The sequence below is a fragment of the Streptomyces griseiscabiei genome, from assembly GCF_020010925.1.
In the GTDB taxonomy this organism is placed as follows: domain Bacteria; phylum Actinomycetota; class Actinomycetes; order Streptomycetales; family Streptomycetaceae; genus Streptomyces; species Streptomyces griseiscabiei.
In genome coordinates this window covers 167,288-192,481 of the sequence record NZ_JAGJBZ010000004.1, presented here as the reverse complement: position 1 = coordinate 192,481, position 25,194 = coordinate 167,288, and the positions used below count along the sequence as shown (strand labels likewise).

At 70.0% G+C, this 25,194-nt stretch carries 21 protein-coding genes and 6 tRNA genes; 17 read left to right on the top strand and 10 right to left on the bottom strand.

Annotated features, from left to right (window positions below; all coding sequences use genetic code 11):
- Nucleotides 1–39: 39 nt before the first annotated feature.
- Nucleotides 40–426 carry a hypothetical protein gene (locus J8M51_RS46380; protein ID WP_216589443.1) on the top strand — a complete coding sequence of 129 codons (387 nt, stop codon included), beginning with the start codon at nucleotides 40–42 and terminating at the stop codon, nucleotides 424–426.
- A gap of 359 nt (nucleotides 427–785) precedes the next feature.
- Here J8M51_RS46380 and J8M51_RS40275 read toward each other — a convergent pair whose 3' ends face one another.
- Nucleotides 786–1,136, bottom strand: a complete 351-nt coding sequence (locus tag J8M51_RS40275; protein ID WP_059249887.1) for a metallopeptidase family protein — start codon at nucleotides 1,134–1,136, stop codon at nucleotides 786–788.
- A gap of 136 nt (nucleotides 1,137–1,272) precedes the next feature.
- On the opposite strand from J8M51_RS40275, the gene J8M51_RS40270 reads away from it, so the two are divergent.
- The 7 genes from J8M51_RS40270 (at nucleotide 1,273) to J8M51_RS40240 (ending at nucleotide 7,998) form a co-directional block, all read left to right on the top strand.
- Entirely contained in the window at nucleotides 1,273–2,901 is a 1,629-nt protein-coding gene (locus J8M51_RS40270) for a metallophosphoesterase family protein (protein WP_267299936.1), read from the top strand.
- Between the two features lie 81 nt (nucleotides 2,902–2,982).
- Nucleotides 2,983–3,055: transfer RNA gene (locus tag J8M51_RS40265), tRNA-Glu, on the top strand.
- Nucleotides 3,056–3,090: 35 nt separating this feature from the next.
- Nucleotides 3,091–3,165 (top strand) — tRNA-Asp (locus J8M51_RS40260).
- Between the two features lie 24 nt (nucleotides 3,166–3,189).
- Nucleotides 3,190–3,263: transfer RNA gene (locus J8M51_RS40255), tRNA-Phe, on the top strand.
- A 137-nt stretch (nucleotides 3,264–3,400) separates the two neighbouring features.
- Entirely contained in the window at nucleotides 3,401–7,378 is a 3,978-nt protein-coding gene (gene hrpA, locus J8M51_RS40250) for an ATP-dependent RNA helicase HrpA (RefSeq protein WP_086757820.1), read from the top strand.
- Between the two features lie 98 nt (nucleotides 7,379–7,476).
- Nucleotides 7,477–7,551 (top strand) — tRNA-Asp (locus J8M51_RS40245).
- Between the two features lie 255 nt (nucleotides 7,552–7,806).
- A complete protein-coding gene (locus tag J8M51_RS40240; RefSeq protein ID WP_086757818.1) occupies nucleotides 7,807–7,998 on the top strand; it encodes a DUF6274 family protein in 192 nt (63 codons plus the stop codon).
- 509 nt (nucleotides 7,999–8,507) lie between these two features.
- Here J8M51_RS40240 and bldC read toward each other — a convergent pair.
- The gene (bldC, locus tag J8M51_RS40235) at nucleotides 8,508–8,714 is read right to left on the bottom strand and encodes a developmental transcriptional regulator BldC (protein ID WP_003949541.1); all 207 of its coding nucleotides are present in this window, start codon (nucleotides 8,712–8,714) and stop codon (nucleotides 8,508–8,510) included.
- Nucleotides 8,715–9,306: 592 nt separating this feature from the next.
- The gene (locus J8M51_RS40230; RefSeq protein ID WP_086757817.1) at nucleotides 9,307–10,164 is read right to left on the bottom strand and encodes a hypothetical protein; all 858 of its coding nucleotides are present in this window, start codon (nucleotides 10,162–10,164) and stop codon (nucleotides 9,307–9,309) included.
- Nucleotides 10,165–10,387: 223 nt separating this feature from the next.
- Between J8M51_RS40230 and J8M51_RS40225 the strand changes: the two genes are divergently transcribed.
- Both J8M51_RS40225 and J8M51_RS40220 read left to right on the top strand, forming a co-directional pair.
- Nucleotides 10,388–11,482, top strand: coding sequence for a Leu/Phe/Val dehydrogenase (locus tag J8M51_RS40225; RefSeq protein WP_086757815.1), 1,095 nt, complete (start codon nucleotides 10,388–10,390; stop codon nucleotides 11,480–11,482).
- A 312-nt stretch (nucleotides 11,483–11,794) separates the two neighbouring features.
- The gene (locus tag J8M51_RS40220; protein WP_086757813.1) at nucleotides 11,795–12,052 is read left to right on the top strand and encodes a DUF3073 domain-containing protein; all 258 of its coding nucleotides are present in this window, start codon (nucleotides 11,795–11,797) and stop codon (nucleotides 12,050–12,052) included.
- A gap of 220 nt (nucleotides 12,053–12,272) precedes the next feature.
- Here the strand turns inward: J8M51_RS40220 and purM are convergent, their stop codons facing one another.
- The 4 genes from purM to J8M51_RS40200 all read right to left on the bottom strand — a co-directional run bounded on the left by purM (nucleotide 12,273) and on the right by J8M51_RS40200 (nucleotide 16,698).
- A complete protein-coding gene (gene purM, locus J8M51_RS40215) occupies nucleotides 12,273–13,343 on the bottom strand; it encodes a phosphoribosylformylglycinamidine cyclo-ligase (RefSeq protein WP_086757811.1) in 1,071 nt (356 codons plus the stop codon).
- Nucleotides 13,344–13,390: 47 nt separating this feature from the next.
- Entirely contained in the window at nucleotides 13,391–14,917 is a 1,527-nt protein-coding gene (purF, locus tag J8M51_RS40210; protein WP_086757810.1) for an amidophosphoribosyltransferase, read from the bottom strand.
- Nucleotides 14,918–15,001: 84 nt separating this feature from the next.
- Nucleotides 15,002–15,832, bottom strand: a complete 831-nt coding sequence (locus tag J8M51_RS40205) for an META domain-containing protein (RefSeq protein WP_086757808.1) — start codon at nucleotides 15,830–15,832, stop codon at nucleotides 15,002–15,004.
- 68 nt (nucleotides 15,833–15,900) lie between these two features.
- Nucleotides 15,901–16,698, bottom strand: coding sequence for a maleylpyruvate isomerase family mycothiol-dependent enzyme (locus J8M51_RS40200; RefSeq protein ID WP_086757806.1), 798 nt, complete (start codon nucleotides 16,696–16,698; stop codon nucleotides 15,901–15,903).
- Nucleotides 16,699–16,823: 125 nt separating this feature from the next.
- Here J8M51_RS40200 and J8M51_RS40195 point away from each other — a divergent pair, with 125 nt between their 5' ends.
- Nucleotides 16,824–17,408 carry a Uma2 family endonuclease gene (locus J8M51_RS40195; protein WP_086757804.1) on the top strand — a complete coding sequence of 195 codons (585 nt, stop codon included), beginning with the start codon at nucleotides 16,824–16,826 and terminating at the stop codon, nucleotides 17,406–17,408.
- A gap of 76 nt (nucleotides 17,409–17,484) precedes the next feature.
- Here the strand turns inward: J8M51_RS40195 and purL are convergent, their stop codons facing one another.
- The 3 genes from purL to purS are packed head-to-tail and all read right to left on the bottom strand — an operon-like array spanning nucleotide 17,485 to nucleotide 20,680.
- Complete coding sequence (gene purL, locus J8M51_RS40190) at nucleotides 17,485–19,743, bottom strand: phosphoribosylformylglycinamidine synthase subunit PurL (protein ID WP_086757802.1); 2,259 nt, start codon at nucleotides 19,741–19,743, stop codon at nucleotides 17,485–17,487.
- Entirely contained in the window at nucleotides 19,740–20,420 is a 681-nt protein-coding gene (purQ, locus tag J8M51_RS40185; protein ID WP_086757800.1) for a phosphoribosylformylglycinamidine synthase subunit PurQ, read from the bottom strand. The genes purL and purQ overlap by 4 nt, the downstream gene beginning before the upstream one ends.
- The gene (purS, locus tag J8M51_RS40180) at nucleotides 20,417–20,680 is read right to left on the bottom strand and encodes a phosphoribosylformylglycinamidine synthase subunit PurS (RefSeq protein ID WP_005482678.1); all 264 of its coding nucleotides are present in this window, start codon (nucleotides 20,678–20,680) and stop codon (nucleotides 20,417–20,419) included. Before purS ends, purQ begins: the two co-directional genes overlap by 4 nt.
- A 360-nt stretch (nucleotides 20,681–21,040) precedes the next feature.
- On the opposite strand from purS, the gene J8M51_RS40175 reads away from it, so the two are divergent.
- The 6 genes from J8M51_RS40175 to J8M51_RS40150 all read left to right on the top strand — a co-directional run bounded on the left by J8M51_RS40175 (nucleotide 21,041) and on the right by J8M51_RS40150 (nucleotide 25,166).
- Nucleotides 21,041–21,358, top strand: coding sequence for a histone-like nucleoid-structuring protein Lsr2 (locus J8M51_RS40175; protein ID WP_086757799.1), 318 nt, complete (start codon nucleotides 21,041–21,043; stop codon nucleotides 21,356–21,358).
- Between the two features lie 183 nt (nucleotides 21,359–21,541).
- A tRNA-Gly gene (locus tag J8M51_RS40170) sits at nucleotides 21,542–21,613 on the top strand.
- Between the two features lie 80 nt (nucleotides 21,614–21,693).
- Nucleotides 21,694–21,766: transfer RNA gene (locus J8M51_RS40165), tRNA-Gly, on the top strand.
- Between the two features lie 144 nt (nucleotides 21,767–21,910).
- Complete coding sequence (locus tag J8M51_RS40160) at nucleotides 21,911–22,960, top strand: ABC transporter ATP-binding protein (protein ID WP_086757797.1); 1,050 nt, start codon at nucleotides 21,911–21,913, stop codon at nucleotides 22,958–22,960.
- Nucleotides 22,957–23,793 (top strand): ABC transporter permease, encoded by an 837-nt coding sequence (locus J8M51_RS40155; protein WP_398857855.1) that lies wholly within the window; start codon nucleotides 22,957–22,959, stop codon nucleotides 23,791–23,793. The genes J8M51_RS40160 and J8M51_RS40155 overlap by 4 nt, the downstream gene beginning before the upstream one ends.
- Nucleotides 23,794–23,816: 23 nt before the next feature.
- Nucleotides 23,817–25,166 carry a sensor histidine kinase gene (locus J8M51_RS40150; RefSeq protein WP_267299935.1) on the top strand — a complete coding sequence of 450 codons (1,350 nt, stop codon included), beginning with the start codon at nucleotides 23,817–23,819 and terminating at the stop codon, nucleotides 25,164–25,166.
- The last annotated feature ends 28 nt before the right edge of the window (nucleotides 25,167–25,194 follow it).

The window sequence follows — 25,194 nt, the reverse complement described above, 5'->3', positions numbered from 1 at the left end:
GTCCGGGCCCGACGTTTTCGGGCGGAGGTGAAGGCCGACGTGAAAAGGCGGCAGAAAGGCCATCCTACAGCATGCGCGGGGCGGCTCTACGCCGCGTCCCCCGCCTCCGGCGCCGGCTCCCGCTCCACCAGCTGTGCCCCCTGCTCGTGCGCCGACGACGACGGCTCGGCGGACGGCTCGGGCGACGGCGGCGGCTCCACCGGCTTCGACGGCTCCGGCTCGGGCTCCACCGCACTCGGCGTGGGAGTGGGCTCCCCCTTCGGCGGCTCGGGCTCCCCCGGCCCGTCCCCCTTGCCGTCGCCCTTGCCCCCCTTCGGCGGCGTCGCCTTCCCGGACGGCTCGGCGGCCCCGGACGCCGACGCGGAGGCGGAGGCCGACCTGGACGCGGAAGGCCCGGGAGCGGCGGAACCGTGCCGCTTCCCCTGACCCGACTGATACCCCGTACCGCCCCCGCCGGTCACCGCGGAGCCCCCGTCCGGCTTCTCCCCGCCCCGCTGCCCCGCGGACGGCGACGGCCCGGGCTTCCGCCCGTCGTCCCCCACGCTCATACAGCCGGCGGCCGCCGCTACGGCCATGACCGTGGCGGCCAGACGGACGGATACGTTCAAGGCGCGCACGGCGGCCACCTCCGAGGGGGGCGGAAAGAGGAGTCCCCCTGCCCAACTCCCGCCGCGCACAAGAGGACACGCCAACCCGAGGGCCCCTACGGACACGACCTGCGCGCTCTCCCCCCGCACGTGCCGAACTTCACAGCCCGGCCACCGGTACCGGTCCGGCTCCGCCGGCTATCCGTACCCCAGCGCGTGCAGCCGCGCGTCGTCGATCCCGAAGTGATGCGCGATCTCGTGCACCACGGTCACCTCGGTCTCCGCGACCACGTCCTCTCGCGTCTCGCACATACGCAGCGTCGGCCCCCGGTAGATCGTGATCCGGTCCGGCAGCACCCCCGCGTACCACTCCCCCCGGTCCGTCAGCGGAGTGCCCTCGTACAGTCCGAGCAGCTCGGGGTCGTCGGCGGGCGGCTCGTCCTCGACGAACACCGCCACGTTGTCCATCAGCCGTGTCAGCTCCGGCGGAATCCGGTCCAACGCCTCGGCGACCAGTTCCTCGAACTCCTCGCGCGTCATCTCCAGCACACGGCCATTGTCAGGCACGACCCGCACGGACGAGAGACGCGGACGGCACGGAACCCGACCCCGGGGCCCCACGCACCCGCCCCGCCCACCGCCTCCCCACCGCATATCCGCACCCGCCCTTGGGCATACGGGACCAATGGCCCGCGTCCCCGCCGCCCCAGCCACCGCCGCCCACCCCCTGCGCACAGCCCTGCGCCGCCTCCGCCGGGCCACGCCGAAGGCCCCCGGCGCCCTGGCCCGCCACTACCGCTCCCGCCGCGCGCACCCCACCGCCGAACTGGTCCACCACCCCCACCCCTGGGGCCGCGCGGTCGGCCTGGTCGCGGTCGTCCTGCTCGGCGCCTGGCTGGGCCTGCTGATCGTGGGGAACGTCCGCACCCCCGTGGGCCCCATGAACACGACGATGACCCTGCGCCCGTCCCTCACCGGCGGCACGAAGATCAACGTCTCCCCGCTGGGCGCCCTGGAACTGAGCAGCCACCACGCCCCCGTACGCCTCGACGTCAACGTCGACCAGCTCGACCCGGAGCGCGCCCAGGCCCTGGTCGACCACCCCGAACGGATCTCCGGGCTCCAGGAGGAGATCGCCTCCGATGTGCGGCACGGCACCATCGACCTGGCCGTACGGTCCGGCGTCGCCGTCGTCTCCGGGGCCACCGCGCTCGGCCTCGCCGTGTTCCGCCGCCCCCGCCGCGCCCTCGCCGCCGGCGGCCTCGCCCTCGTGCTCCTGGCGGGCGCCGGCGGGACGGCCGCGGCCACCTGGAACCCGAACTCCGTCCTGGAGCCCAAGTTCTCCGGCCTGCTCTCCTCCGCGCCCTCCCTCGTCGGCAACGCGCGCAGCATCGTCACCGAATTCGACGTCTACCAGAAGGAGTTGGCCCGCCTGGTGACGAACGTGACCAAGCTGTACGACGTCACGTCCACGCTCCCCGCGTACCAGCCGGACCCGACCACCATCCGCGTCCTGCACGTCTCCGACATCCATCTGAACCCGGCCAGCTGGAAGATCATCGCCTCGCTGGTGGAGCAGTACGAGATCAACGTCATCGTCGACTCCGGCGACACCATGGACCACGGCAGCGCCGCCGAGAACGGCTTCCTCGACCCGATCGCCGATCTCGGGGCGCCCTATGTCTGGGTGCGCGGCAACCACGACTCGCTCCTGACCCAGCGCTATCTGGAGGGCATCGACAACACCCATGTCCTCGACGAGGGGAAGGCGGTGACCGTGGGCGGGCTGCGGTTCGCCGGGATGGGGGACCCGCAGTTCACCCCGGACCGCTCGACCGGCAAGTCGGGCCTGCCCTCGGAGGAGGCCGCCGGACGGCGGCTGGCGGACGCCCTGCGCGCCCAGAAGGCAGCGGGCACCCCCGTGGACATCGCGGTCGCGCACAACCCGGACGCCGCCCGGGAGACGGACGGCCAGGTCCCGCTCGTGCTCGCCGGGCACCTGCACCGCCCCGAGATGGAGATGTTGGGCCAGGGGACCCGGCTCCGTATCGAGGGCTCGACCGGCGGCAGCGGGCTGCGGGCCGTGGAGGGCAAGGACCCCGACCCGATCGAGGCCTCCGTCCTCTACCTCGACCGCGACACCCGCCGCCTCCAGGCCTGGGACGAGATCAAGCTGGGCGGTCTCGGCCTGATGACGGCGGAGGTCAGCCGCCACCTGCCGAAGGAGAACCAGCCGGGCGCCGAACCCGGGGACGGACAACCCCCGTCACCCTCGGGAACCACGTCAACCGGGACCTCCCCGAGCGGCCCGTAAACCGTTTTGGCGATAGCTCCCGCCATCCCATATGCTTCTCACGTCCCCGACGCGCTGACGAAGCGCCCAGGCGGGCCGATAGCCCTCATCGTCTAGCGGCCTAGGACGCCGCCCTTTCAAGGCGGTAGCACGGGTTCGAATCCCGTTGGGGGCACGCAAGAACGTGTGCGACACTGTCGTACGCATCTTGGTCCTGTGGAGCAGTTTGGAGTGCTCGCCACCCTGTCAAGGTGGAGGCCGCGGGTTCAAATCCCGTCAGGACCGCTGGTGTTTCACGTGAAACATCGCGGCTGGGTAGCTCAGTTGGTACGAGCGATCGCCTGAAAAGCGATAGGTCGCCGGTTCGACCCCGGCCCCAGCCACAGCGAAAGAAGACCCCCTCCGGTCCACCGGAGGGGGTCTTCGCGTCTACCGCCGGGAGCTGGAACACAACGGCGGCGACGGCCGCACGCAAAAGCGTTCGCCCCTCGTTTCGCCGAGGTGAGATCCTGGGTTCCGTATGTCTACGCCACCTGCCCCCGCCTTCGGCGCCCTCGCCCCCCGCCTGGCCGAGCTGTCGCTGCGCGACGCGCACCGGCTCGGGCGCAGGCTCGAAGGCGCGCGCAAGATCCGTAAGCCCGAGGCCCGGGCCGCCGTGCTCGCCGAGATCGAGGCGGAGGTCGCCAAGGGCGAGTCCCGCATGGCCGCGCGCGCCGCGCGCGTGCCGGCCGTCTCGTACCCCGAGCAGCTGCCCGTCAGCCAGAAGAAGGACGAGATCGCGGCCGCCATCCGTGATCACCAGGTCGTGATCGTCGCGGGCGAGACCGGCTCCGGCAAGACGACCCAGATCCCCAAGATCTGTATGGAGCTGGGTCGTGGCGTACGGGGCATGATCGGCCACACCCAGCCGAGACGCATCGCCGCCCGCACGGTCGCCGAGCGCGTCGCGGAGGAGCTGCGGACGCCGCTCGGTGAGGCCGTCGGCTGGAAGGTGCGGTTCACCGATCAGGTGAATCCGGACGCGACCTTCGTCAAGCTGATGACGGACGGCATCCTGCTCGCCGAGATCCAGACGGACCGCGAGCTGCGCGCCTACGACACGATCATCATCGACGAGGCCCACGAGCGGTCCCTCAACATCGACTTCCTGCTGGGCTATCTCGCCCAGCTGCTGCCCAAGCGCCCCGACCTCAAGGTCGTCATCACCTCCGCGACCATCGACCCCGAGCGCTTCTCCCGGCACTTCGGGGACGCGCCGATCGTCGAGGTCAGCGGCCGTACGTATCCCGTGGAGGTGCGCTACCGCCCGCTCCTGGAGGAGGACTCGGAGGACGCCGACCGGGACCAGATCACCGCGATCTGCGACGCCGTCGAGGAGCTTCAGGGGGAGGGCAAGGGCGACATCCTCGTCTTCCTCTCCGGAGAACGCGAGATCCGGGACACCGCCGACGCCCTGATCAAGAAGAACTACCGCTTCACCGAGGTCCTCCCCCTCTACGCCCGGCTCTCGCACGCCGAGCAGCACCGGGTCTTCCAGGCGCACACCGGCCGCAGGATCGTTCTGGCCACGAACGTCGCCGAGACCTCCCTCACGGTCCCCGGCATCAAGTACGTCATCGACCCCGGCTTCGCCCGTATCTCCCGCTACAGCCACCGCACCAAGGTCCAGCGGCTGCCCATCGAGGCGATCTCCCAGGCCAGTGCCAACCAGCGCAAGGGCCGCTGCGGTCGTACGTCCGACGGTGTCTGCATCCGCCTCTACAGCGAGGACGACTTCCTCGCCCGCCCCGAGTTCACGGACGCGGAGATCCTGCGGACGAACCTCGCCTCCGTCATCCTGCAGATGACCGCGGCCGGCCTCGGCGACATCGAGAAGTTCCCCTTCATCGACCCGCCGGACCACCGCAACATCCGCGACGGCGTCCAGCTCCTGCAGGAGCTCGGCGCGCTCGACGCGGTGCAGAAGGACGTCCGCAAGCGGCTGACCCCGATGGGCCGCAAGCTCTCCCAGCTGCCCGTCGACCCGCGCCTGGCCCGGATGGTCGTCGAGGCCGACAAGAACGGCTGTGCCCGCGAGGTCATGGTCATCGCCGCCGCGCTCTCCATCCAGGACCCGCGCGAACGCCCCGCCGACAAACAGGCCCAGGCCGACCAGCAGCACGCCCGCTTCAAGGACGAGACCAGCGACTTCCTCGCCTATCTCAACCTCTGGCGATACGTCCGCGAGCAGCAGAAGGAGCGCGGCTCGTCGTCGTTCCGCCGGATGTGCAAGCAGGAGTACCTGAACTTCCTGCGCATCCGGGAGTGGCAGGACATCTACAGCCAGCTGCGCACGGTCGCCAAGCAGATGGACATCCATCTCAACGAGGACGACGCCCCCGAGCAGCACGTCCATCTCTCGCTCCTCGCCGGACTGCTCTCCCACATCGGCATGAAGGACGTGAAGGAGACCGGCGGCGAGAGCGGACGGAGCACCGGCAAGAACGAGTATCTGGGCGCCCGCGGCGCCAAGTTCGCGATCTTCCCGGGCTCGGCCCTCTTCAAGAAGCCCCCGCGCTTCGTGATGTCGGCCGAGCTGGTGGAGACCAGCCGCCTCTGGGCCCGCGTCAACGCCCGCATCGAGCCCGAATGGGTCGAGCCGCTCGCCGAGCACCTCCTCAAGCGGACCTACAGCGAGCCGCACTGGGAGAAGGACCAGGCGGCCGTGATGGCGTACGAGAAGGTCACGCTGTACGGCGTCCCGATCGTCGCCCAGCGGAAGATCAACTACGGCCGCATCGACGCGGAGGCCAGCCGTGAGCTGTTCATCCGCAACGCGCTGGTCGAGGGCGACTGGCGGACCCACCACAAGTTCTTCTCGGACAACCGCAAGCTGCTCAGCGAGGTCGAGGAGCTGGAGCACCGGGCCCGGCGCCGGGACATCGTGGTCGACGACGACACGCTCTTCGACTTCTACGACCAGCGGGTTCCCGACCATGTCGTCTCCGGCGCCCACTTCGACTCCTGGTGGAAGCACAAGCGGCACGAGCAGCCCGACTTCCTGGACTTCGAGCGGGAGATGCTCATCCGGGAGTCGGCGGAGGCGGTCACCAAGGCCGACTATCCGGACTCCTGGCGGCAGGGACAGCTGAAGTTCCGGGTCACCTACCAGTTCGAGCCGGGTGCCGACGCGGACGGCGTGACCGTCCACATCCCCCTCCACGTCCTCAACCAGGTCACGGACGAGGGCTTCGACTGGCAGATCCCGGGCCTGCGCGAGGAGGTGGTGACGGAGCTGATCCGCTCCCTCCCCAAACCGATCCGCCGGAACTACGTGCCGGCGCCGAACTTCGCCCAGCGTTTCCTGGACCAGGCGGTCCCCTTGCAGGAGCCGCTGCCGGTGACGATGGCCCGCGAGCTGAAGCGCATGGTGGGTGTGCCGGTGGCACCCGAGGACTTCGACTGGGCCCGGGTCCCCGACCATCTGAAGATCACCTTCCGGATCGTCGACGAGCGGCGCCGGAAGGTGGCCGAGGACAAGGATCTGGAGGCGCTGCGGCTGCGGTTGAAGCCGAAGGCGCGCCAGGCCCTCTCCCAGGCGGCGGCGGCCACCGCCGAGCGCCAGGGCGGCGAGTCCCTGGAGCGCAAGGGCCTGACCGACTGGACGATCGGCTCCCTCACCCGTGTCTTCGAGACCCGCCGGGCCGGGCAGCCGGTGAAGGCGTATCCGGCGCTCGTCGACGACGGACCGACGGCGAACACCGTCTCGGTCCGTCTCTTCGACACCGAGGCGGAGCAGGCGGAGGCGATGTGGAAGGGCACCCGTCGGCTCATCCTCCGAAACATTCCGGTCAACCCTGCGAAGTTCGCGAGCGAAAAGCTCACCAACGCACAGAAGCTGGCACTGTCCGCCAATCCGCACGGTTCGATCCAGGCCCTGTTCGACGACTGCGCGATGGCGGCGGCCGACAGGCTGATCGCCGACTTCGGCGGGCCGGCCTGGGACGAGTCCTCGCACCGCAAGCTCTACGACAAGGTGCGCGCCGAGATCGTCGACACCACGGTCCGCACGGTCGGCCAGGTGCAGCAGGTGCTGGCCGCCTGGCAGGCCTGTGAGCGGCGTCTGAAGTCCATGCGCAGCCCGGCCCTCCTCGCCAACCTCGCGGACGTACGGGGGCAGCTGGACGCCCTGGTGAAGCCCGGGTTCGTCACGGAGGCGGGGCTGCGGCGGCTGCCGGACCTGATGCGCTATCTGGTGGCGGCGGACCGGCGGCTGCAGCAGATGCCGACCGGGGTGCAGCGGGACACGTCCCGGATGGAGAAGGTGCACGAGATGCGGGACGAGTACGCCTGGCTGCTGGAACAGCTGCCCCAGGGGCGGCCGGTGCCCTCCTCGGTGCTGGAGATCCGCTGGATGATCGAGGAGTTGCGGGTCAGCTATTTCGCGCACGCCCTGGGGACGGCGTACCCCGTCTCCGACAAGCGGATCGTGAAGGCGATCGACGCGGCCGTGCCGTAACAGCCCCTGCACGGAAAGTGAGTTCGCGCCGGGGCACCCGCTCCTGTACAGTCTCTTCTCGCAGGCCAGCGCGGGAAACGGCGCGGACTGCGAAACCTGGTCCTGTGGAGCAGTTTGGAGTGCTCGCCACCCTGTCAAGGTGGAGGCCGCGGGTTCAAATCCCGTCAGGACCGCACGATGAAGAAGGCCCGCATCCGATTTGGATGCGGGTCTTCTTGCTGTGCGGCTCCCTACGGCCCGGCACAGCCCGCCCAAGAGCTCGGGGTGCTGGGGTTGTTGGGCGCGTGCGAGTCGTATGTGGCTCGTCGCGCAGTTCCCCGCGCCCCTGGAGGGGGCCTGCGACCCCTCCTCGGCTCCGTGGGGGTTGACGGCGTCACATTCCGCCGGTACCTCAGAATTCAGGGCCCAGAGACCCCCGGAGGTGGCGTATGGCGGCGTCCGCTCGGCACGAGACCCGCGCATTGCTCCGTGCTCACTTGTCGGCCGCCTCGTCGTACCGCCACCTCACCCGCCACTGCCCGATCTGCCACCGGCTGTTACGGCTGGCGTCGGAGCCCGGGGCCGGCGGCGAGGACGGCACGGAGGAGACCGCGGAGGACGAGACGCCCTCCAAGGCGTGAGACGCCTCCCGCAGGGAACACACTCGGCTAGGGCGTGTCACGCTCAACTGCCGCCCCCTTTACCGCAGATGTCGCGCGGACAGCAAGGATCCCGGCGTGTGACGGGTGTCACCGCACGAGTTTTCAGAACGCCGGTTCTTACCACTCTCCTACAACTGGTCAATTTAATATGTGCAATTGCACCAGTCCCCGGAGGCCTGCACAGGAGATCCGACAGCCCTCCCCAGAGTCCGACAAGCCCGCGCACAACTCGTCGCCCCCGGACCCGATCCCCTGGCCGGACGCACAAAAAAGATCGCGCTGGACCCGGCGGAGTCCAGCGCGATCTACGACGCACCCTTGGTGCTTGCCTGACGAGGCCCGGGGGGCCTGGGCCTCCCGGAAGTTCTGTGTGGCTCGGGCGTGGGATCTGTTGGGGCAGAACCCGCGTCGTTCGGAGCAGCTTGAGCGGTGTTTCCTGGCTTCCGGCCGATTGGGGGACCAGCCGAAATGCCCTGTTGTGCGGCTGTTCAGGCCTCGCTGCGCTGCTGCGGAATACCCGCGAGCAGTGCGCGGACCTCAGCCTCGCGGTAACGGCGGTGTCCGCCGAGCGTGCGGATGGACGTGAGCTTGCCGGCCTTCGCCCACCGCGTGACCGTCTTGGGGTCGACGCGGAACATGGTGGCGACCTCAGCCGGGGTCAGCAGCGGCTCGGCATCAGGGGTGCGAGCGGTCATGAGCGGCCTCCTCGGGAGAACCGAACCTTCTCGGTTCTTTCCTCTAAATTCTGCACCTTGACCCGCGTTGCCCGAAATGGCGGACGCGAGTCGAGTCGGTTATAGGACGAACGGCTTGTCCTCGGCACTACAACTACACCATCTGTCCAGCCGCGTCGGCCAAACCGATGGAATTGCCCTCCCAGGTGTTCATCAGCGACGGATGCCGATGGACCATGCCATAGCGGACAGTCACGCCACTGTGACGATCAGTCACAGTGGCGTGCAGGAGTCTCAAGACCCCCCAATAGCGTGCAATGCTGAGATTCCACCCATACGCGGGCAGAAGGAGCCTCCCCCGGGCTCCTTGTCCTATTTTGACACGAGGAGGTGCGTAGGAGGCAAGGTCCGCGTAAGTGCAATCCGTCACGCTTGTCGCCTGCTTGACACAAAAGCCCGGATCGAGGCCTACGTCCCACGATGACACTCCTGTGGAACTTCAGTGTGTCAAGCATGGGCCAAGGGTGGACAGTTCACCATGCTTCAGCTTTTGTGGAAAGCCTTTTCCCACCGGCCCCACAAGTCACAAGTACGGCCGGAACGCCGGACCGGTTCAGTTGGCCGAGCGCCGGTCCCGGACCGCCCGCCAGCGCTCCACCAGCCGCCCGTACGCCTCCCCGGCGGCCAGGCCGTCCCCGCCGCGCAGGGCCTCGATGCCCTCGGCGACATCGGCCGCCGAGTGGTCGCCGTCCAGGTCGGCGGCGGGCAGGACGTGCACGAGGCCGCCGTAGTCCAGCTCGACCAGCGAGCGTGGGTGGAACTCCTCCAGCCAGCGGCCCACGTCGATCAGACCGTCGATGAGCGGACTCTCGTCGAGGGTGTCGCGCAGCGCCCGCAGCCCCCGCGCCACCCGCCGCCGGGCCTGCACCATGGGCGTGCGATAGCGAAGCACCGGCGAAATCTCGCCGGAACCCTTCTCGCCCGAGCCCTTCTCGTACGTCCGCTCCTCGTCCGAGACGAGGACGAACCAGTTCAGCGGCACCTGCCAGGTCGCGGTGCGGATCCACGGCCGGGCGTCGGGGTTGCCGGCCATCCAGCGCTCGTAGTCCTGGCTCGCCTGATGACGCACCAGCGGCGGCAGCACCGCGTCCAGGACCGGGGCGGGCAGTTCCTCGGCGAGATCGCCGAGCGCCTGCCAGCCGCGCAGCCGGGTCCGCCAGGGGCAGACGCAGACCACCCCGTCGACCTCCACCACGAAGGCGTCGCCGCTCTCGTGCACCGGCACCGGGACAGGCGGGGTCGGCAGCAGGTCGGCCAGCGAGCGGCGCAGTTCGTCCTGGTACGAGGGACGGTCCGGACGCCGGGCGTAGCGGGCCCAGTGGCCGCGCTCGGGCTCGGGGAAGGCCGCCAGCGGCTCGTACACGCGGAGGTAGGACGCGTACGGGACGATCACCGAGGACACCTTGGGCACCCCTGCTCCCTCCCCCGGCTGCCACCCGGGAAACCTGCCGAACCCGCACACGGAGGGGCCGGAAAACTGTGCGGATCGCACCACGTCCGTACTCCAGGAGTGGGGTGATCCTGAGGCTGCGCCGCTGTACGGCGGACGCAGGCTCTAATCTCATGCTCACAGACCCCGCCACCCGTACGGGGACCTGTCAGCAACCGCCGCTTCTTACCCAGGAGTCACCACCGTGACCGATGTATCTGACGGCGTCCTGCACACCCTGTTCCAGTCGGACCAGGGCGGTCACGAGCAAGTCGTGCTCTGCCAGGACCGGGCCAGCGGCCTCAAGGCCGTCATCGCCATCCACTCCACCGCGCTGGGCCCCGCTCTCGGCGGCACACGCTTCTACCCGTACGCGACCGAGGCCGAGGCCGTCGCCGACGCCCTGAACCTGGCGCGCGGGATGTCGTACAAGAACGCCATGGCCGGGCTCGACCACGGCGGCGGCAAGGCCGTGATCATCGGCGACCCCGACCGGATCAAGAGCGAGGAGCTGCTGCTCGCCTACGGGCGGTTCGTGGCCTCGCTGGGCGGCCGGTACGTGACCGCCTGCGACGTCGGCACCTATGTCGCCGACATGGACGTCGTGGCCCGCACGTGCCGCTGGACCACCGGCCGGTCCCCGGAGAACGGCGGCGCAGGCGATTCGTCCGTCCTCACCGCCTTCGGCGTCTACCAGGGCATGCGGGCCTCCGCCCAGCAGCTGTGGGGCGATCCCTCGCTGCGCGACCGCCGGGTCGGCATCGCGGGCGTCGGCAAGGTCGGCCACCACCTCGTGACGCATCTGCGGGCCGAGGGCGCCGAGATCGTGATCACGGACGTGCGCGAGGACGCCGTACGGCGGATCCTCGACCGGCACCCGGACGGGGTCACCGCCGTCGCCGACACCGACGCGCTGATCCGCACCGAGGGGCTCGACATCTACGCCCCCTGCGCGCTCGGCGGCGCCCTGAACGACGACTCCGTGCCGGTGCTGACCGCCAAGGTGGTGTGCGGCGCGGCCAACAACCAGCTCGCCCACCCCGGCGTCGAGAAGGACCTCGCCGATCGCGGGATCCTCTACGCCCCGGACTACGTGGTGAACGCCGGCGGGGTCGTCCAGGTCGCCGACGAACTGCACGGGTTCGACTTCGAGCGGTGCAGGGCGAAGGCGGCGAAGATCTTCGACACCACGTTGGCGATCTTCGCACGTGCGAAGACGGATGGCATTCCGCCGGCCGCCGCGGCCGACCGGATCGCCGAGCAGCGGATGCACGAGGCGGCGGCGGGCCGCGCTCACTGACCTTCGGCAAAGGCGCCGCGCGGGCCGCGCGCGGCGTCGGCCGGTACCCGTCGGCGGCTTTAGAGAGAACTCTCACTTCCGTCGGCGGGTCGTCCGCCGAGAAACGGTTAAAATCACCGTTGACCAGCGAGGAAAGGGCTCCTCGCAGGTTCTGGGCACGGGCACGTCCTGCGGGCGACGTACCGTATGGGCGTGGGCTCAGGTACCGTGGAAGCCCTACGGACCGGTCTCTCCACGGAGAGTCCGTTCCAGATCATGAACGCGTGTCAAGACTCTGGGGCCGTCGAGCCCCGTCACCGAGGGGGTCGAGCCATGGGGCGCGGCCGGGCCAAGGCCAAGCAGACGAAGGTCGCCCGCCAGCTGAAGTACAACAGCGGCGGGACTGACCTGTCGCGTCTGGCCAGCGAGCTGGGCGCATCGACTTCGAGCCAACCTCCGAACGGCGAACCGTTCGAGGACGACGAAGACGACGACGACCCGTACGCCCAGTACGCGGATCTTTATAACGACGACGATGAGGACGACGGGGACGATCAGTCCGGTCCCGCCTCTCATCGTCGCGGCGCTTGACGATCCATTTGCGCTCCACCCGGTCCAAGCGGGTTGCTCCCGCCGGACCGGGTTTTGTGCGTGTTCGCTCCGCTGGGAGTTGCCGGGCGCCTGATGGCTCGGGGGTGACTGTGCGTTCGCGGCCGCGGGTTTCTCGTGGCTGATCGCGCCGTTCCCCGCGCCCCCTGTGGGTCTTCGACCCATCGGGGGCGCTTTTGGCGTGCCCGGGATACGGCCCCGGTCAGCCCCGTGCGTAGTCGCCCACCAGTTCCGCGCCCGTGGTGTGGTCGGCGCGGTCGGTGATCTCGCCCGCGACCCAGGCTTCGACACCGCGGTCGGCCAGGGTCGTCAGGGCCACGTCCGCCGACTCCTGGGGGACGATGGCGATCATGCCCACGCCCATGTTCAGGGTCTTCTCCAGCTCCAGGCGCTCGACCTGACCCGTGGTGCCGACCAGGTCGAAGATCGGGGCCGGGGTCCAGGTGGAGCGGTCCACGGTGGCGTGGAGGCCGTCCGGGATCACCCGGGCCAGGTTGGCCGCGAGACCGCCTCCGGTGACGTGGCTGAAGGCGTGGACCTCGGTGGTGCGGGTGAGGGCCAGACAGTCCAGCGAGTAGATCTTGGTGGGCTCCAGCAGCTCCGCGCCCAGGGTGCGGCCGAGCTCGGCGATCTCGGCGTCCAGGGAGAGGCCCGCCTGGTTGAGCAGGACGTGGCGGACCAGCGAGTACCCGTTCGAGTGAAGGCCGGAGGCGGCCATCGCGATCACCGCGTCACCCGTACGGATACGATCCGGGCCGAGCAGGTGCTCCGCCTCGACCACGCCCGTGCCGGCGCCGGCCACGTCGAAGTCGTCCGGGCCGAGGAGGCCGGGGTGCTCGGCGGTCTCGCCGCCGACGAGGGCGCAGCCGGCGAGGACACAGCCCTCGGCGATGCCCTTGACGATGGCGGCGACCCGCTCGGGGTGGACCTTGCCGACACAGATGTAGTCGGTCATGAACAGCGGCTCGGCGCCGCAGACCACGATGTCGTCCATCACCATCGCGACCAGGTCATGGCCGATGGTGTCGTACACGCCGAGCTGCCGGGCGATGTCGACCTTCGTGCCGACGCCGTCCGTCGCGGAGGCGAGCAGCGGGCGCTCGTAGCGCTTGAGGGCGGAGGCGTCGAAGAGTCCGGCGAAACCGCCGAGGCCGCCGAGGACCTCGGGGCGCTGGGTCTTCTTCACCCACTCCTTCATCAGCTCGACGGCGCGGTCGCCCGCCTCGATGTCGACGCCCGCGGCTGCGTAGCTGGCACCAGTTGTCTCAGACATGGCTAGTGAGAACCTTCGTGTCGTACGGCAGGTGTGACGGGCCCGGACTACGGGCGGCGGATCGCGTCGGTGGCGGCCGTGGCGGCGGGCCCGGCGGCCAGCTCGGTCTCCAGGAGCCGCTTGCCGAGCAGCTCGGGGTCCGGCAGCTCCATCGGGTACTCGCCGTCGAAACAGGCCCGGCAGAGGTTCGGCTTGGCGATGGTGGTCGCCTCGATCATGCCGTCGATGGAGATGTAGGAGAGGGAGTCGGCGCCGAGCGAGGTGCCGATCTCGTCGATCGTCATGCCGTTGGCGATCAGCTCGGCGCGGGTGGCGAAGTCGATGCCGAAGAAGCAGGGCCACTTCACGGGCGGCGAGGAGATCCGGATGTGGACCTCGGCGGCGCCCGCCTCGCGGAGCATCCGGACCAGGGCGCGCTGGGTGTTGCCGCGGACGATCGAGTCGTCGACCACGACCAGGCGCTTGCCCTTGATGACTTCCTTGAGCGGGTTCAGCTTCAGCCGGATACCGAGCTGGCGGATCGTCTGGGAGGGCTGGATGAACGTACGTCCGACGTACGCGTTCTTCACCAGACCCGCACCGAACGGGATGCCCGAGGCCTCCGCGTACCCGATGGCGGCCGGGGTGCCGGATTCCGGGGTCGCTATGACCAGATCGGCCTCGACGGGGGCTTCCTTGGCCAGCTTGCGCCCCATCTCCACCCGGGAGAGGTACACGTTCCGGCCGGCGATGTCGGTGTCCGGGCGGGCCAGATAGACGTACTCGAAGACACAGCCCTTGGGCTTCGCTTCCGCGAATCGGGAGCTGCGCAGACCGTTCTCGTCGATGGCGATGAACTCGCCCGGCTCGATCTCGCGGACGAAGCTCGCGCCGCAGATGTCGAGGGCGGCGCCCTCGGAGGCGACGACCCAGCCGCGCTCCAGCCGGCCGAGGACCAGCGGGCGGATGCCCTGCGGGTCACGGGCGGCGTACAGGGTGTGCTCGTTCATGAACACGAGGGAGAAGGCACCGCGGACCTGCGGGAGGACCTTCGGAGCGGCCTCCTCGACGGTCAGCGGCTTGCCGTCCTCGTCGACCTGGGCCGCGAGGAGCGCGGTGAGCAGGTCGGTGTCGTTGGTGGCCGCGACGCGGGGCGTACGGCCCTCCTGCTTGGGCAGGTCGGCGACCATCTCGGCGAGCTGGGCCGTGTTGACCAGGTTGCCGTTGTGGCCGAGCGCGATGGAGCCGTGCGCGGTGGCACGGAACGTCGGCTGGGCGTTCTCCCACACGGAGGCGCCGGTGGTCGAGTAGCGGGCGTGACCGACCGCGATGTGACCCTGGAGGGAACCGAGCGAGGTCTCGTCGAAGACCTGGGAAACGAGGCCCATGTCCTTGAAGACGAGGATCTGGGAGCCGTTGCTGACCGCGATACCCGCGGATTCCTGGCCCCGATGCTGGAGGGCGTAGAGCCCGAAGTACGTGAGCTTGGCGACCTCTTCACCCGGGGCCCAGACACCGAAGACGCCACACGCGTCCTGGGGGCCTTTCTCGCCGGGGAGAAGGTCGTGGTTGAGTCGTCCGTCACCACGTGGCACGCCACCGAGTGTAGGCGAGATCGCGCACCGGTCCGAATCCGGTGATCTCGCCCGCCCCGGTCCCCGACTGCGGGCGGTCGCACGTCACTTGTCGGCGACGGCGCCGATACCCGCGTCGTTTTCGCTGGTCAGCGTGATACTGCGGTGATCGATCCGATACTCCACCGTGCCCCGGAAGAGCTCCAGGAAGCTCCGCTCGGCGGCCATGAGTGAGTCGGAGCACATCTTGCGGGTGGTCCGGGGACTGCCGAGGGTGATGCGGTCCTCGCTCACCGTGGCCTTGGCGGAGATGTCGTTGCAGCCGACGCTTCCGCTCAGCGTGCCCGCCTTCTTGTCGAGGGTGAACCAGGCCTTGCCCCGGGCCGCCTCGGGAAGGGAGGTGGCGACGTCGTGGTCCATGAGCGAATCGATTCGCCACTTCGTGCCGTACAGCTCGGCGGGCTCCTCCTCGCTCAGCTTCACGGTGTCGCCGTCACCCGTGGTGAGGGTCAGTCCGCCGTCGCTGGTCCGGGCGGTGAACGTCCCGGTGTCCAGCGTGCGGGCGAAGCTCTCCTCGAACTTCATCGGGGCGTCGCCGCAGGCCATCTCGGTGGACCGGGCGGTCTCGAAGTCGATGCCGTCGTCCTTGAAGGCGGCGGTCGAGCCGAAGGTGTTGCAGCCGTAGTTGCCTTCGACCTCGCCGTCGTCGGCGATCCTGAGCCAGGCGCCGTCGGGTGCCTGTCGCGTCTGGTCGCCGACGGTGAGGCTGTCGACCTTCCAGCGGACGTCGGTGACCGAGGACTTCTCGGCGGTCGAGGTGCCCGAGCCGACGTTGCCGCTGCCGGAGTCGCCGGACGACTCCGTGCCGCAGGCCGCGAGCAGGGTGAGCGGGAAGAGGGCCAGGGCGGTCAGGGTCAGTCGCAGTCGCTTGTCCATGGCGGTGGGACGGGTGGGGTGAGTGGGTGGTTCCACCGGATGCGCCGGGACCGGACCGGCCCACCCGTTCAGGCCATCAGCGGCAGCAGCCCGCTCAGGTCCGCCCGCTCGCCGCTCGCGCTGACGTCGGCCGCGTCCAGGGCGGCGGCCCACGTCACCCGGCCGGTCGCGAGGCGGATCCAGGTCAGCGGGTCGGTCTCGACCACGTTCGGCGGGGTGCCCCGGGTGTGCCGTGGCCCCTCCACGCACTGCACGACGGCGTACGGCGGGATCCGCACCTCCGTCGAGCCGCCGGGCGCCCGCGCTGCGAGGGTGTCGGCGAGCAGCCGGACGCAGGTGGCCAGGGCGTGGCGGTCGTAGGGGACGTCGAGGCCGGGGACGGCGGCGTTCAGGTCGTCGGTGTGGACGACCAGCTCGATCGTGCGGGTGACCAGGTAGTCGTCGAGCAGCATGCCGCCGGCGCGGGTGTCGATGACCCGGCCCTGCGGGGCGGCGGCGAGGGCCTCGGTGACCCGCCGCTCCACCTCCGCGTAGAGGGCGACGAGGTCGGGCTGGGCCTCGGCCAGGGCGTGGCTGCCCTCGGCGATGGCGGACGCGTGGGCGGCGGTCGCGGAGGCGTAGTCGAGGGGGTTCAGCTCGGCCTTCGGCGGCTCGGACCGCTCCAGGGCCCGGCTGACGCTCTCGACGGCCATGGTGAGGTGCGCGGCCAGATCCCGGACCGTCCACGCCCCGAGCCGGGTCGGCGCCGCGAGCTGCTCGCCGGTGAGGGCGCCCACCGCCTCCCGTACGTGCCCGAACTGGGCCAGGACGGCCTTGCGGGTCTTGGCGGGGTCGTAGGTGCGGGGGCGTTTCCTGGCGGGCGGCATGGGATGAGCGTATGCGGGCGCCCTCTCGTGGACTCCAGGTCACTCGAAAGTGTTGTCGACGGCGAAGCGCACCCCTGTCCGACGCCCACTGGCGACACTGGCCTTCGCCTGGAAAGGGGTGCAACATGACGGTTATGGCCGAGCGCACGTCTCAGATGTCGGTGGTGGAGTTCGAAACGATCGCCGCCGCCGCTCCCGAGACCGTCACGTTGGAGTTCATCAACGGACGGATCGGAGTCAAGAAGGTGGCAGACGGAGACCACAACGTCATCGTCTCCTGGCTGGCCCGGCGCTGCATGCAGTCCAGGCCCGACCTGGACCTGACGTACGGTCAAGGTCTCCGGGTGGAGACCTATCGGGAGGGAAGGGCGAAACCGGATGCGGTGCTCGCGCCCGAGGCCCACTTCGCAGGACACGGTGAATGGGCCGCCCCTGACGGCGCGCTCATGGTCGTAGAGGTGACCTCGTACGACTCGGACACCGACCGGCGGGACCGGCACGAGAAGCCGACTGCTTACGGCCAGGTCGGAATCCCCCTATACCTCTTGATCGACCGGGACTCCTGCACGGTCACCGTGCACAGCAAGCCGGACCGACAGGTTGGCGGCTACCGCGCTGTCCACACCGCGAAGTTCGGCGAGAAGGTCCGCATCCCCGGCCCGATGAACATCGAACTGGACACAGAGATCCTCAAGAACTACGTCCGCTAGACCGCCAGGACGCGAGAGAGCCCCGCCCGGGTCGGATCGAGCCGGGCGGGGCTCCTTCGTACGGCCCTGACAGGGACTACGCCAGCAGCGCCGGGATCGTGCCCTCGTGGGCGACCCGCAGCTCCTCCAGGGGGAGCGTGAACTCGCCCTGGATCTCGACCGCTTCGCCGTCCACGACGCCGATGCGGGTGGCCGGGAGGCCCCGGGCGCCGCACATGTCGTTGAAGCGGAGCTCCTCCGAGCGGGGGACGGCCACGACGGCGCGGCCGGCCGACTCCGAGAGGAGGAAGGTGAACGCGTCCAGACCGTCGGGGACGATCAGACGGGCGCCCTTGCCGCCGAGCAGGGCCGACTCCACGACCGCCTGGATCAGGCCGCCGTCGGAGAGGTCGTGCGCGGAGTCGATCATGCCGTCGCGGGAGGCGGAGATCAGGATCTCGGCGAGCAGGCGCTCGCGCTCCAGGTCGACCTGCGGGGGCAGTCCGCCGAGGTGGTCGTGGACGACCTGGGACCAGGCCGAGCCGCCGAACTCCTCACGGGTGTCGCCGAGCAGGTAGAGGAGCTGGCCCTCTTCCTGGAAGGCGACGGGTGTGCGGCGGGCGACGTCGTCGATGACGCCCAGGACCGCGACGACCGGGGTGGGGTGGATGGCCACCTCGCCCGTCTGGTTGTAGAGCGAGACGTTGCCGCCGGTCACCGGGGTGCCCAGCTGCAGGCAGCCGTCCGCGAGACCGCGTACGGCCTCCGCGAACTGCCACATGACCGCCGGGTCCTCCGGGGAGCCGAAGTTCAGGCAGTCGGAGACGGCCAGCGGCTTGGCGCCGGTGGTGGCGACATTGCGGTACGCCTCCGCCAGGGCCAGCTGGGCGCCGTGGTACGGGTCCAGCTTGGCGTAGCGGCCGTTGCCGTCGGTGGCGATGGCGACACCCAGGCCGGTCGACTCGTCGACGCGGATCATGCCCGAGTCCTCGGGCTGGGCGAGGACCGTGTTGCCCTGCACGAAGTGGTCGTACTGGGAGGTGATCCAGGACTTGGAGGCCTGGTTGGGGGACGCCACCAGCTTCAGGACCTGGTCCTTCAGCTCCTCGGACGTCGCCGGGCGCGGGAGCTTGTTCGCGTCGTCCGCCTGGAGCGCGTCCTGCCACTCGGGGCGGGCGTACGGGCGCTCGTAGACCGGGCCGTCGTGCGCGACCGTGCGCGGGTCGACGTCGACGATCTTGCCGCCGTGCCAGTAGATCTCCAGGCGGTCGCCGTCGGTGACCTCGCCGATGACCGTGGCGATGACGTCCCACTTGTCGCAGATCGCGAGGAAGCGGTCGACCTTCTCCGGCTCGACGACCGCGCACATGCGTTCCTGCGACTCGCTCATGAGGATCTCCTCGGGCGAGAGCGTGGAGTCGCGCAGCGGTACGTCGTCGAGGGTGACGCGCATGCCGCCGGAGCCGTTGGACGCCAGCTCGCTCGTCGCGCAGGACAGGCCCGCCGCGCCGAGGTCCTGGATGCCGACGACCAGCTTCTCCTTGAACGCCTCCAGGGTGCACTCGATGAGGAGCTTCTCCTGGAAGGGGTCGCCGACCTGGACGGCGGGACGCTTGGAGGGCTTGGCGTCGTCGAAGGTCTCGGAGGCCAGGATCGAGGCACCGCCGATGCCGTCGCCGCCGGTGCGGGCCCCGTACAGGATGACCTTGTTGCCGGCGCCGGAGGCCTTGGCGAGGTGGATGTCCTCGTGCCGCATGACACCGATGGCACCGGCGTTGACCAGCGGGTTGCCCTGGTAGCAGGCGTCGAAGACGACCTCGCCGCCGATGTTCGGCAGGCCCAGGCAGTTGCCGTAGCCGCCGATGCCGGCGACGACGCCGGGCAGGACGCGCTTGGTGTCGGGGTGGTCGGCCGCGCCGAAGCGCAGCGGGTCCACGACCGCGACCGGGCGGGCGCCCATCGCGATGATGTCGCGGACGATGCCGCCGACGCCCGTGGCCGCGCCCTGGTAGGGCTCGACGTACGAGGGGTGGTTGTGCGACTCGACCTTGAAGGTGACCGCGTAGCCCTGACCGACGTCGACGACGCCCGCGTTCTCGCCGATGCCGACGAGGAGGGCGTCCGACTGGGGGGCCTTCTCGCCGAACTGGCGCAGGTGGACCTTGGAGGACTTGTACGAGCAGTGCTCGGACCACATGACGGAGTACATGGCCAGCTCGGCACCGGTGGGCCGGCGGCCGAGGATCTCCACGACCCGCTCGTACTCGTCCTTCTTCAGGCCCAGTTCGGCCCAGGGCAGCTCGACGTCGGGGGTCGCGGCCGCGTGCTCGACCGTGTCCAGAGGCGTCCGGCTCATGCGTTGACCAGCTTCTTGAGGATCGAGGTGAAGAAGGGGAGGCCGTCGGTGCGGCCGGTGCCGATCAGCGGCTCCACGGCGTGCTCCGGGTGCGGCATGAGGCCCACGACGTTCCCGGCCTCGTTGACGACGCCGGCGATGTCCCGCTGCGAGCCGTTGGGGTTGAAGTCGAGGTACCGGAAGGCGACACGGCCCTCGGCCTCCAGCTTGTCGAGCGTGTACGCGTCGGCGACGTACTGCCCGTCGTTGTTCTTCAGCGGGATGTGGATCTCCTGGCCGGCCGTGTAGTCGGTGGTCCAGGCGGTCTCCGCGTTCTCCACCCGCAGCTTCTGGTCGCGGCAGATGAAGTGCAGGTGGTCGTTGCGCAGCATCGTGCCCGGCAGGAGGTGGGCCTCGGTGAGGATCTGGAAGCCGTTGCAGATGCCGAGGACCGGCAGTCCGGCCTTCGCCTGCTCGATGAGCGTCTCCATCACCGGCGAGAAGCGGGCGATGGCGCCGGCGCGCAGATAGTCGCCGTAGGAAAAACCGCCGCACAGCACCACGGCGTCGACCTGGTGGAGGTCCTTGTCCTTGTGCCAGAGGGCGACGGGTTCGGCACCGGCGAGCCTGATGGCACGCTGCGTGTCCCGGTCGTCGAGGCTGCCGGGAAAGGTGACGACGCCAATACGAGCGGTCACTTTCCCGCCTCCGCGACTTCCTCGACCTTGACGGTGAAGTCCTCGATCACGGTGTTGGCGAGGAAGGATTCCGCCAGTTCGTGGATGCGGGCGAGCGCGGCGTCGTCCACCGGTCCGTCAACTTCCAGTTCGAATCGCTTTCCCTGACGTACGTCGGAGACGCCCTCGAAACCGAGACGCGGCAGCGCGCGCTGCACCGCCTGGCCCTGGGGGTCGAGGATCTCCGGCTTGAGCATGACGTCGACTACGACGCGTGCCACTGGCACTCCCGGTGTTGGTGCTGAGCAGGTTCCTACAGGTGGCTTCAGACTACCCGTACAAAATTTCTACGCGGGTAGATTCGTAGGAAACTACAGGGCTCCGCCATCAATCCTGGTGACGGCGGTCACGATCAGGCAGCGGGCGATCACCCTCATGAAAACTTCTGGGAAAGATCCCGGATCCCTATTGCGCGAGGGACACGCGGACGGATTAAGTCTGTCTGCACATTGCAATGCCGGGCACTGTACAAATGAATTGGCATTAGCCGATACTTTGCCCAATTAACAGCCGGACAGCCGACATCTTCCTGACGTCAGGGCACGTCAACGGAGAGATGTCGCACGAAGGGACCGATATTCGTGGCGCAGCGTGTCGTGGTCACTCTCTCCGACGACATCGACGGCTCGGAAGCGGCGGAGACGATCGCCTTCGGACTCGACGGCAAGTCGTACGAGATCGACCTGAACGAAGCCAACGCCAAGAAACTGCGTAAGGCGCTCGCGCCCTACGTCGACGCCGGCCGCAAGCGGTCGAGGTCGGGCAAGGCGTACAAGCAGACCCAGGTCGCCCCGGACCCCGCCGCCGTCCGCGCCTGGGCGCAGGCCAACAAGCTGGACGTCCCCGCGCGCGGGCGCATCCCCAAGAAGGTCTACGAGGCGTTCGCCGAGGCGCAGTAGGCGCGCGGCGGGCACACGGTGGGCACGTCTTCCCGGCGGCCGTCCTCAGGGTCCGTCAGCGGGCCCCGGGGGCGGCCGACTTGGGGCCGGGGGACAACCGACTTGCGTTGCCCCCCGCCCGATCGGCTAGAGTCTGGAGCACGCCGAGGGGCAAGGCCGAAAGGCCCGGCTCACCGGAGTCACGCGGGTGTAGTTCAGTAGCAGAACATCCCCCTTCCAGGGGGAAGGCGCAGTGTGCAATTCCTGTCACCCGCTCTGGATCACTTACCGGACCACTGTTGTGGATCAGGTAAAGTAGTCCTCGCGCCGATCGGTGGGAGCCGGTCGGAGGCAATGCGGACGTAGCTCAGTTGGTAGAGCGCAACCTTGCCAAGGTTGAGGTCGCCAGTTCGAACCTGGTCGTCCGCTCGTGAAAGAAGGCCCCGGTCCACTGGACCGGGGCCTTCTTCGTGTTCTCCCGCCGTTTCCCCGGCCCCCGCGTCTGACATTTGTCATGCCGAGAGATGACACCGCGCACTGCACCGCGACCCGTATCGCCGGGACGCTGAAGACATGAAAACGAACGGGCACGAGGACGTGAACACTCACGATCACGAGAACGTGATCGAGGTCACCGACCTGCGGCGCGTGTACGGGGGCGGTTTCGAGGCCGTACGGGGAATCACGTTCTCCGTCGGCCGGGGAGAACTCTTCGCCCTGCTGGGCACCAACGGCGCGGGCAAGACATCGACGGTCGAACTGCTGGAGGGACTCGCACCGCCGTCCGGCGGCCGGGTGAGGGTCCTCGGCCACGACCCCTACGGGGAGCGCGCGGCCGTACGCCCCCGGATCGGCGTGATGCTGCAGGAGGGCGGCTTCCCCTCCGAGCTGACCGTCGCGGAGACGGTACGGATGTGGGCCGGCTGCACCAGCGGGGCACGCCCCGAGGGCGAGGCGCTGGAGATGGTGGGGCTCGGGCGGCGGGCCGGTGTCCGGGTCAAGCAGCTGTCCGGAGGTGAGAAGCGGCGCCTCGACCTGGCGCTCGCGCTCCTCGGGCGCCCCGAGGTCCTCTTCCTCGACGAGCCGACCACCGGCCTCGACGCGGAGGGCCGCCAGGACACATGGGAGCTGGTACGGGAGCTGCGCGACGGGGGGACGACCGTGCTGCTCACCACGCACTACCTGGAGGAGGCGGAGGACCTCGCCGACCGGCTCGCCATCCTCCACGAGGGCTCCGTCGCCACGACCGGCACCCCGGCCGAGGTGACCGCCTCCCAGCCGTCCCGGATCTCCTTCGAACTGCCCGCCGGGTACTTCCTGGGCGACCTGCCGCCCCTCGGCGAACTGGGCGTCACCGGGCACGAGGAGCACGACCGCGTGGTGGTGCTGCGCACACAGGAGCTCCAGCGGGCGGCCACCGGGCTGCTCCTCTGGGCCGAGCGGGCACGGGTCGAGCTGCGGCGCCTCGAGGTCCGGTCGGCCTCGCTGGAGGAGGCGTTCCTGCGGATCGCGCGGGAGTCGGCGGAGGCGGCGCGCGCGGCCACGGACACGGGGACGCCGTCGCGTACGGGCACTGCGGGCACTACGGGCACGGGAACGCGCAAGAACGGGGTGGCGGCATGAGCAGCACGACCACAGGGGCCACGGGGACGGCGGCGGAGACGGGCACGGCGCCCCTCCCCAGCCCCGGGACGACGACCCTCAGAAGCCGGATGACCGCGCTCGCCCGCGCCGAGCTGACGCTCCTCGGGCGCAGCCGGGCCACGCTGGTCACGGCGCTGTTCGTCCCGCTGCTGCTGCCGCTCAGCGTCAAGTCGGCGACGGACCAGATGGACCTGAAGGAGGCCGGGCTGAGCCTCGGCACGGTCATCCTGCCCGCCGGCGTCGGCTTCTCGCTGCTCTTCGCGATCTACACCGCCCTGACCAACATCTACGTCGTACGCCGTGAGGAACTCGTCCTGAAGCGGCTGCGGACCGGTGAGCTGCGCGACCAGGAGATCCTCGTCGGTGCCGCGCTGCCCGCCGTCGGCATCGGCATCGCGCAGTGCCTGCTCATGGCGGTAGCCTGCTCGGTCCTGCTGGACCTCGGGGCACCGTCCGCGCCCCACCTGGCCGTGCTGGGGGTGCTGCTGGGCGTCGTGCTGTGCGTGGCGCTGGCGGCGGTCACCGCGAGCCTCAGCCGCACCGCCGAGAGCGCGCAGGTCACCAGCCTGCCGCTGATGTTCGTCTCCCTGCTCGGCTCGGGCATCACCGTGCCGCTCGAAGTGCTGCCGGACCGGCTGGCCTCCTTCCTCGAACTGCTGCCGCTCACCCCCGTCATCACGCTGGTGCGCGGCGGCTGGACCGGCGACCTGTCCGCGTACGAGGCCCTGGGCGCCGTCGCCACCGCGCTGGCCTGGACCGTGCTCGCGGTGTTTGCTGTACGGCGGTGGTTCCGCTGGGAACCGCGTCGGTAAGGGGAGACGAGGGGAGTCGTGCCATGCGGGGGCCGGGGAGCTGGTGGCGGGGCAAGAGCACACCGGCCAAGGTGGAGACGTACACCCGGTGGTCGTTCCACATGTTCGCGGTGATCGAGCTCCTCGCGGCCGGACTGCCCGCCTTCGCCGAGGTGGGGCCGGGGCGGCCGGGCAGCTGGCTGCTGCTGCTCCTGGTGGGGGCGCACGCCGCGATCTGTGGGGTGACCGCCTCCCGGGCGCTGGACTGGACGTGCGGCCGGCGGGCCCAGCCCGTCCGGCTGCTGTGGGGGCTCACCGCCGTCACCACCGTGGTCGGCGTCCTCACCTTCGTGATCACCGACCACGCGGTGACGGGGGACATCACCGACAACGCCGGCATCTTCAGCATCGTGGTGATCTTCGGCGTCGGTAACGCGACGCTCGGTGTCCGCAGGAAGCAGGTCATGCCGATCGTCGGCGGCTTCGCGGCGGGCTCCGCGCTCCTGGTCCTCCTGCTGGGCGCACCGGGGTCCACCGTGCTGGTCACGACGGTGGTCGTGCTGATCAGCGGTGGGGCCCTCGCCTTCACGGCCGTCTTCTCCGTCTGGCTCCTCGACGCCGTCTACGAACTCGCCGACGCCCGCGAGACCCGCGCCCGCCTCGCCGTCGCCGAGGAGCGGCTGCGTTTCGGACGCGATCTGCACGACGTGATCGGCCGCAATCTCGCGGTCATCGCGCTGAAGAGCGAGCTGGCGGTCCAGCTGGCCCGCCGGGAACGGCCCGAGGCCGTCGAGCAGATGATCGAGGTCCAGCGGATCGCCCACGAGTCGCAGCGCGAGGTGCGGGAGGTCGTACGGGGGTACCGGGAGGCCGACCTCGGGGTCGAACTCTCCGGTGCGCAGGGCGTGTTGGCGGCGGCCGGTATCGACTGCTCGGTGCACGGGGCGGACACCGCGGGGCTGCCCGGCGAGGTGCAGTCCGCGCTCGCCTGGGTGGTGCGGGAAGCGACGACGAACGTGCTGCGGCACGGGAACGCCGATCAGTGCGCGGTGGCGCTGAAGGTGACGGAGGGGCAGGTGGTGCTGACCGTGGAGAACGACGGAATCCGGGCGGCCGGGGCGGAGACCGCGGACGCCGGGCGTTCCGTCGGGGCCGGGTCCGGGCTCGCGGGGCTGCGGGAGCGGCTGGCGGTCGTGGACGGGACTTTGGAGGCGGGGCCGGTGGGCGGGGAGGCTTTTCGGGTGGTGGCGCGGGTGCCGTTGGGTGCGGAGGGCTCGGGCACCGGCCCGGGGTCGGGGTCGGGCCGGGTTGTCGGTTCGGGCTCGGCCGGGAAGAGGCCGACCGACTCGGTCGGGTCGGTCGGCTCCGCCGTCGTGCCGGGGAGCGCGTCGTGAGCGCCGTACCGGAGGTGGCGGGGCGGCC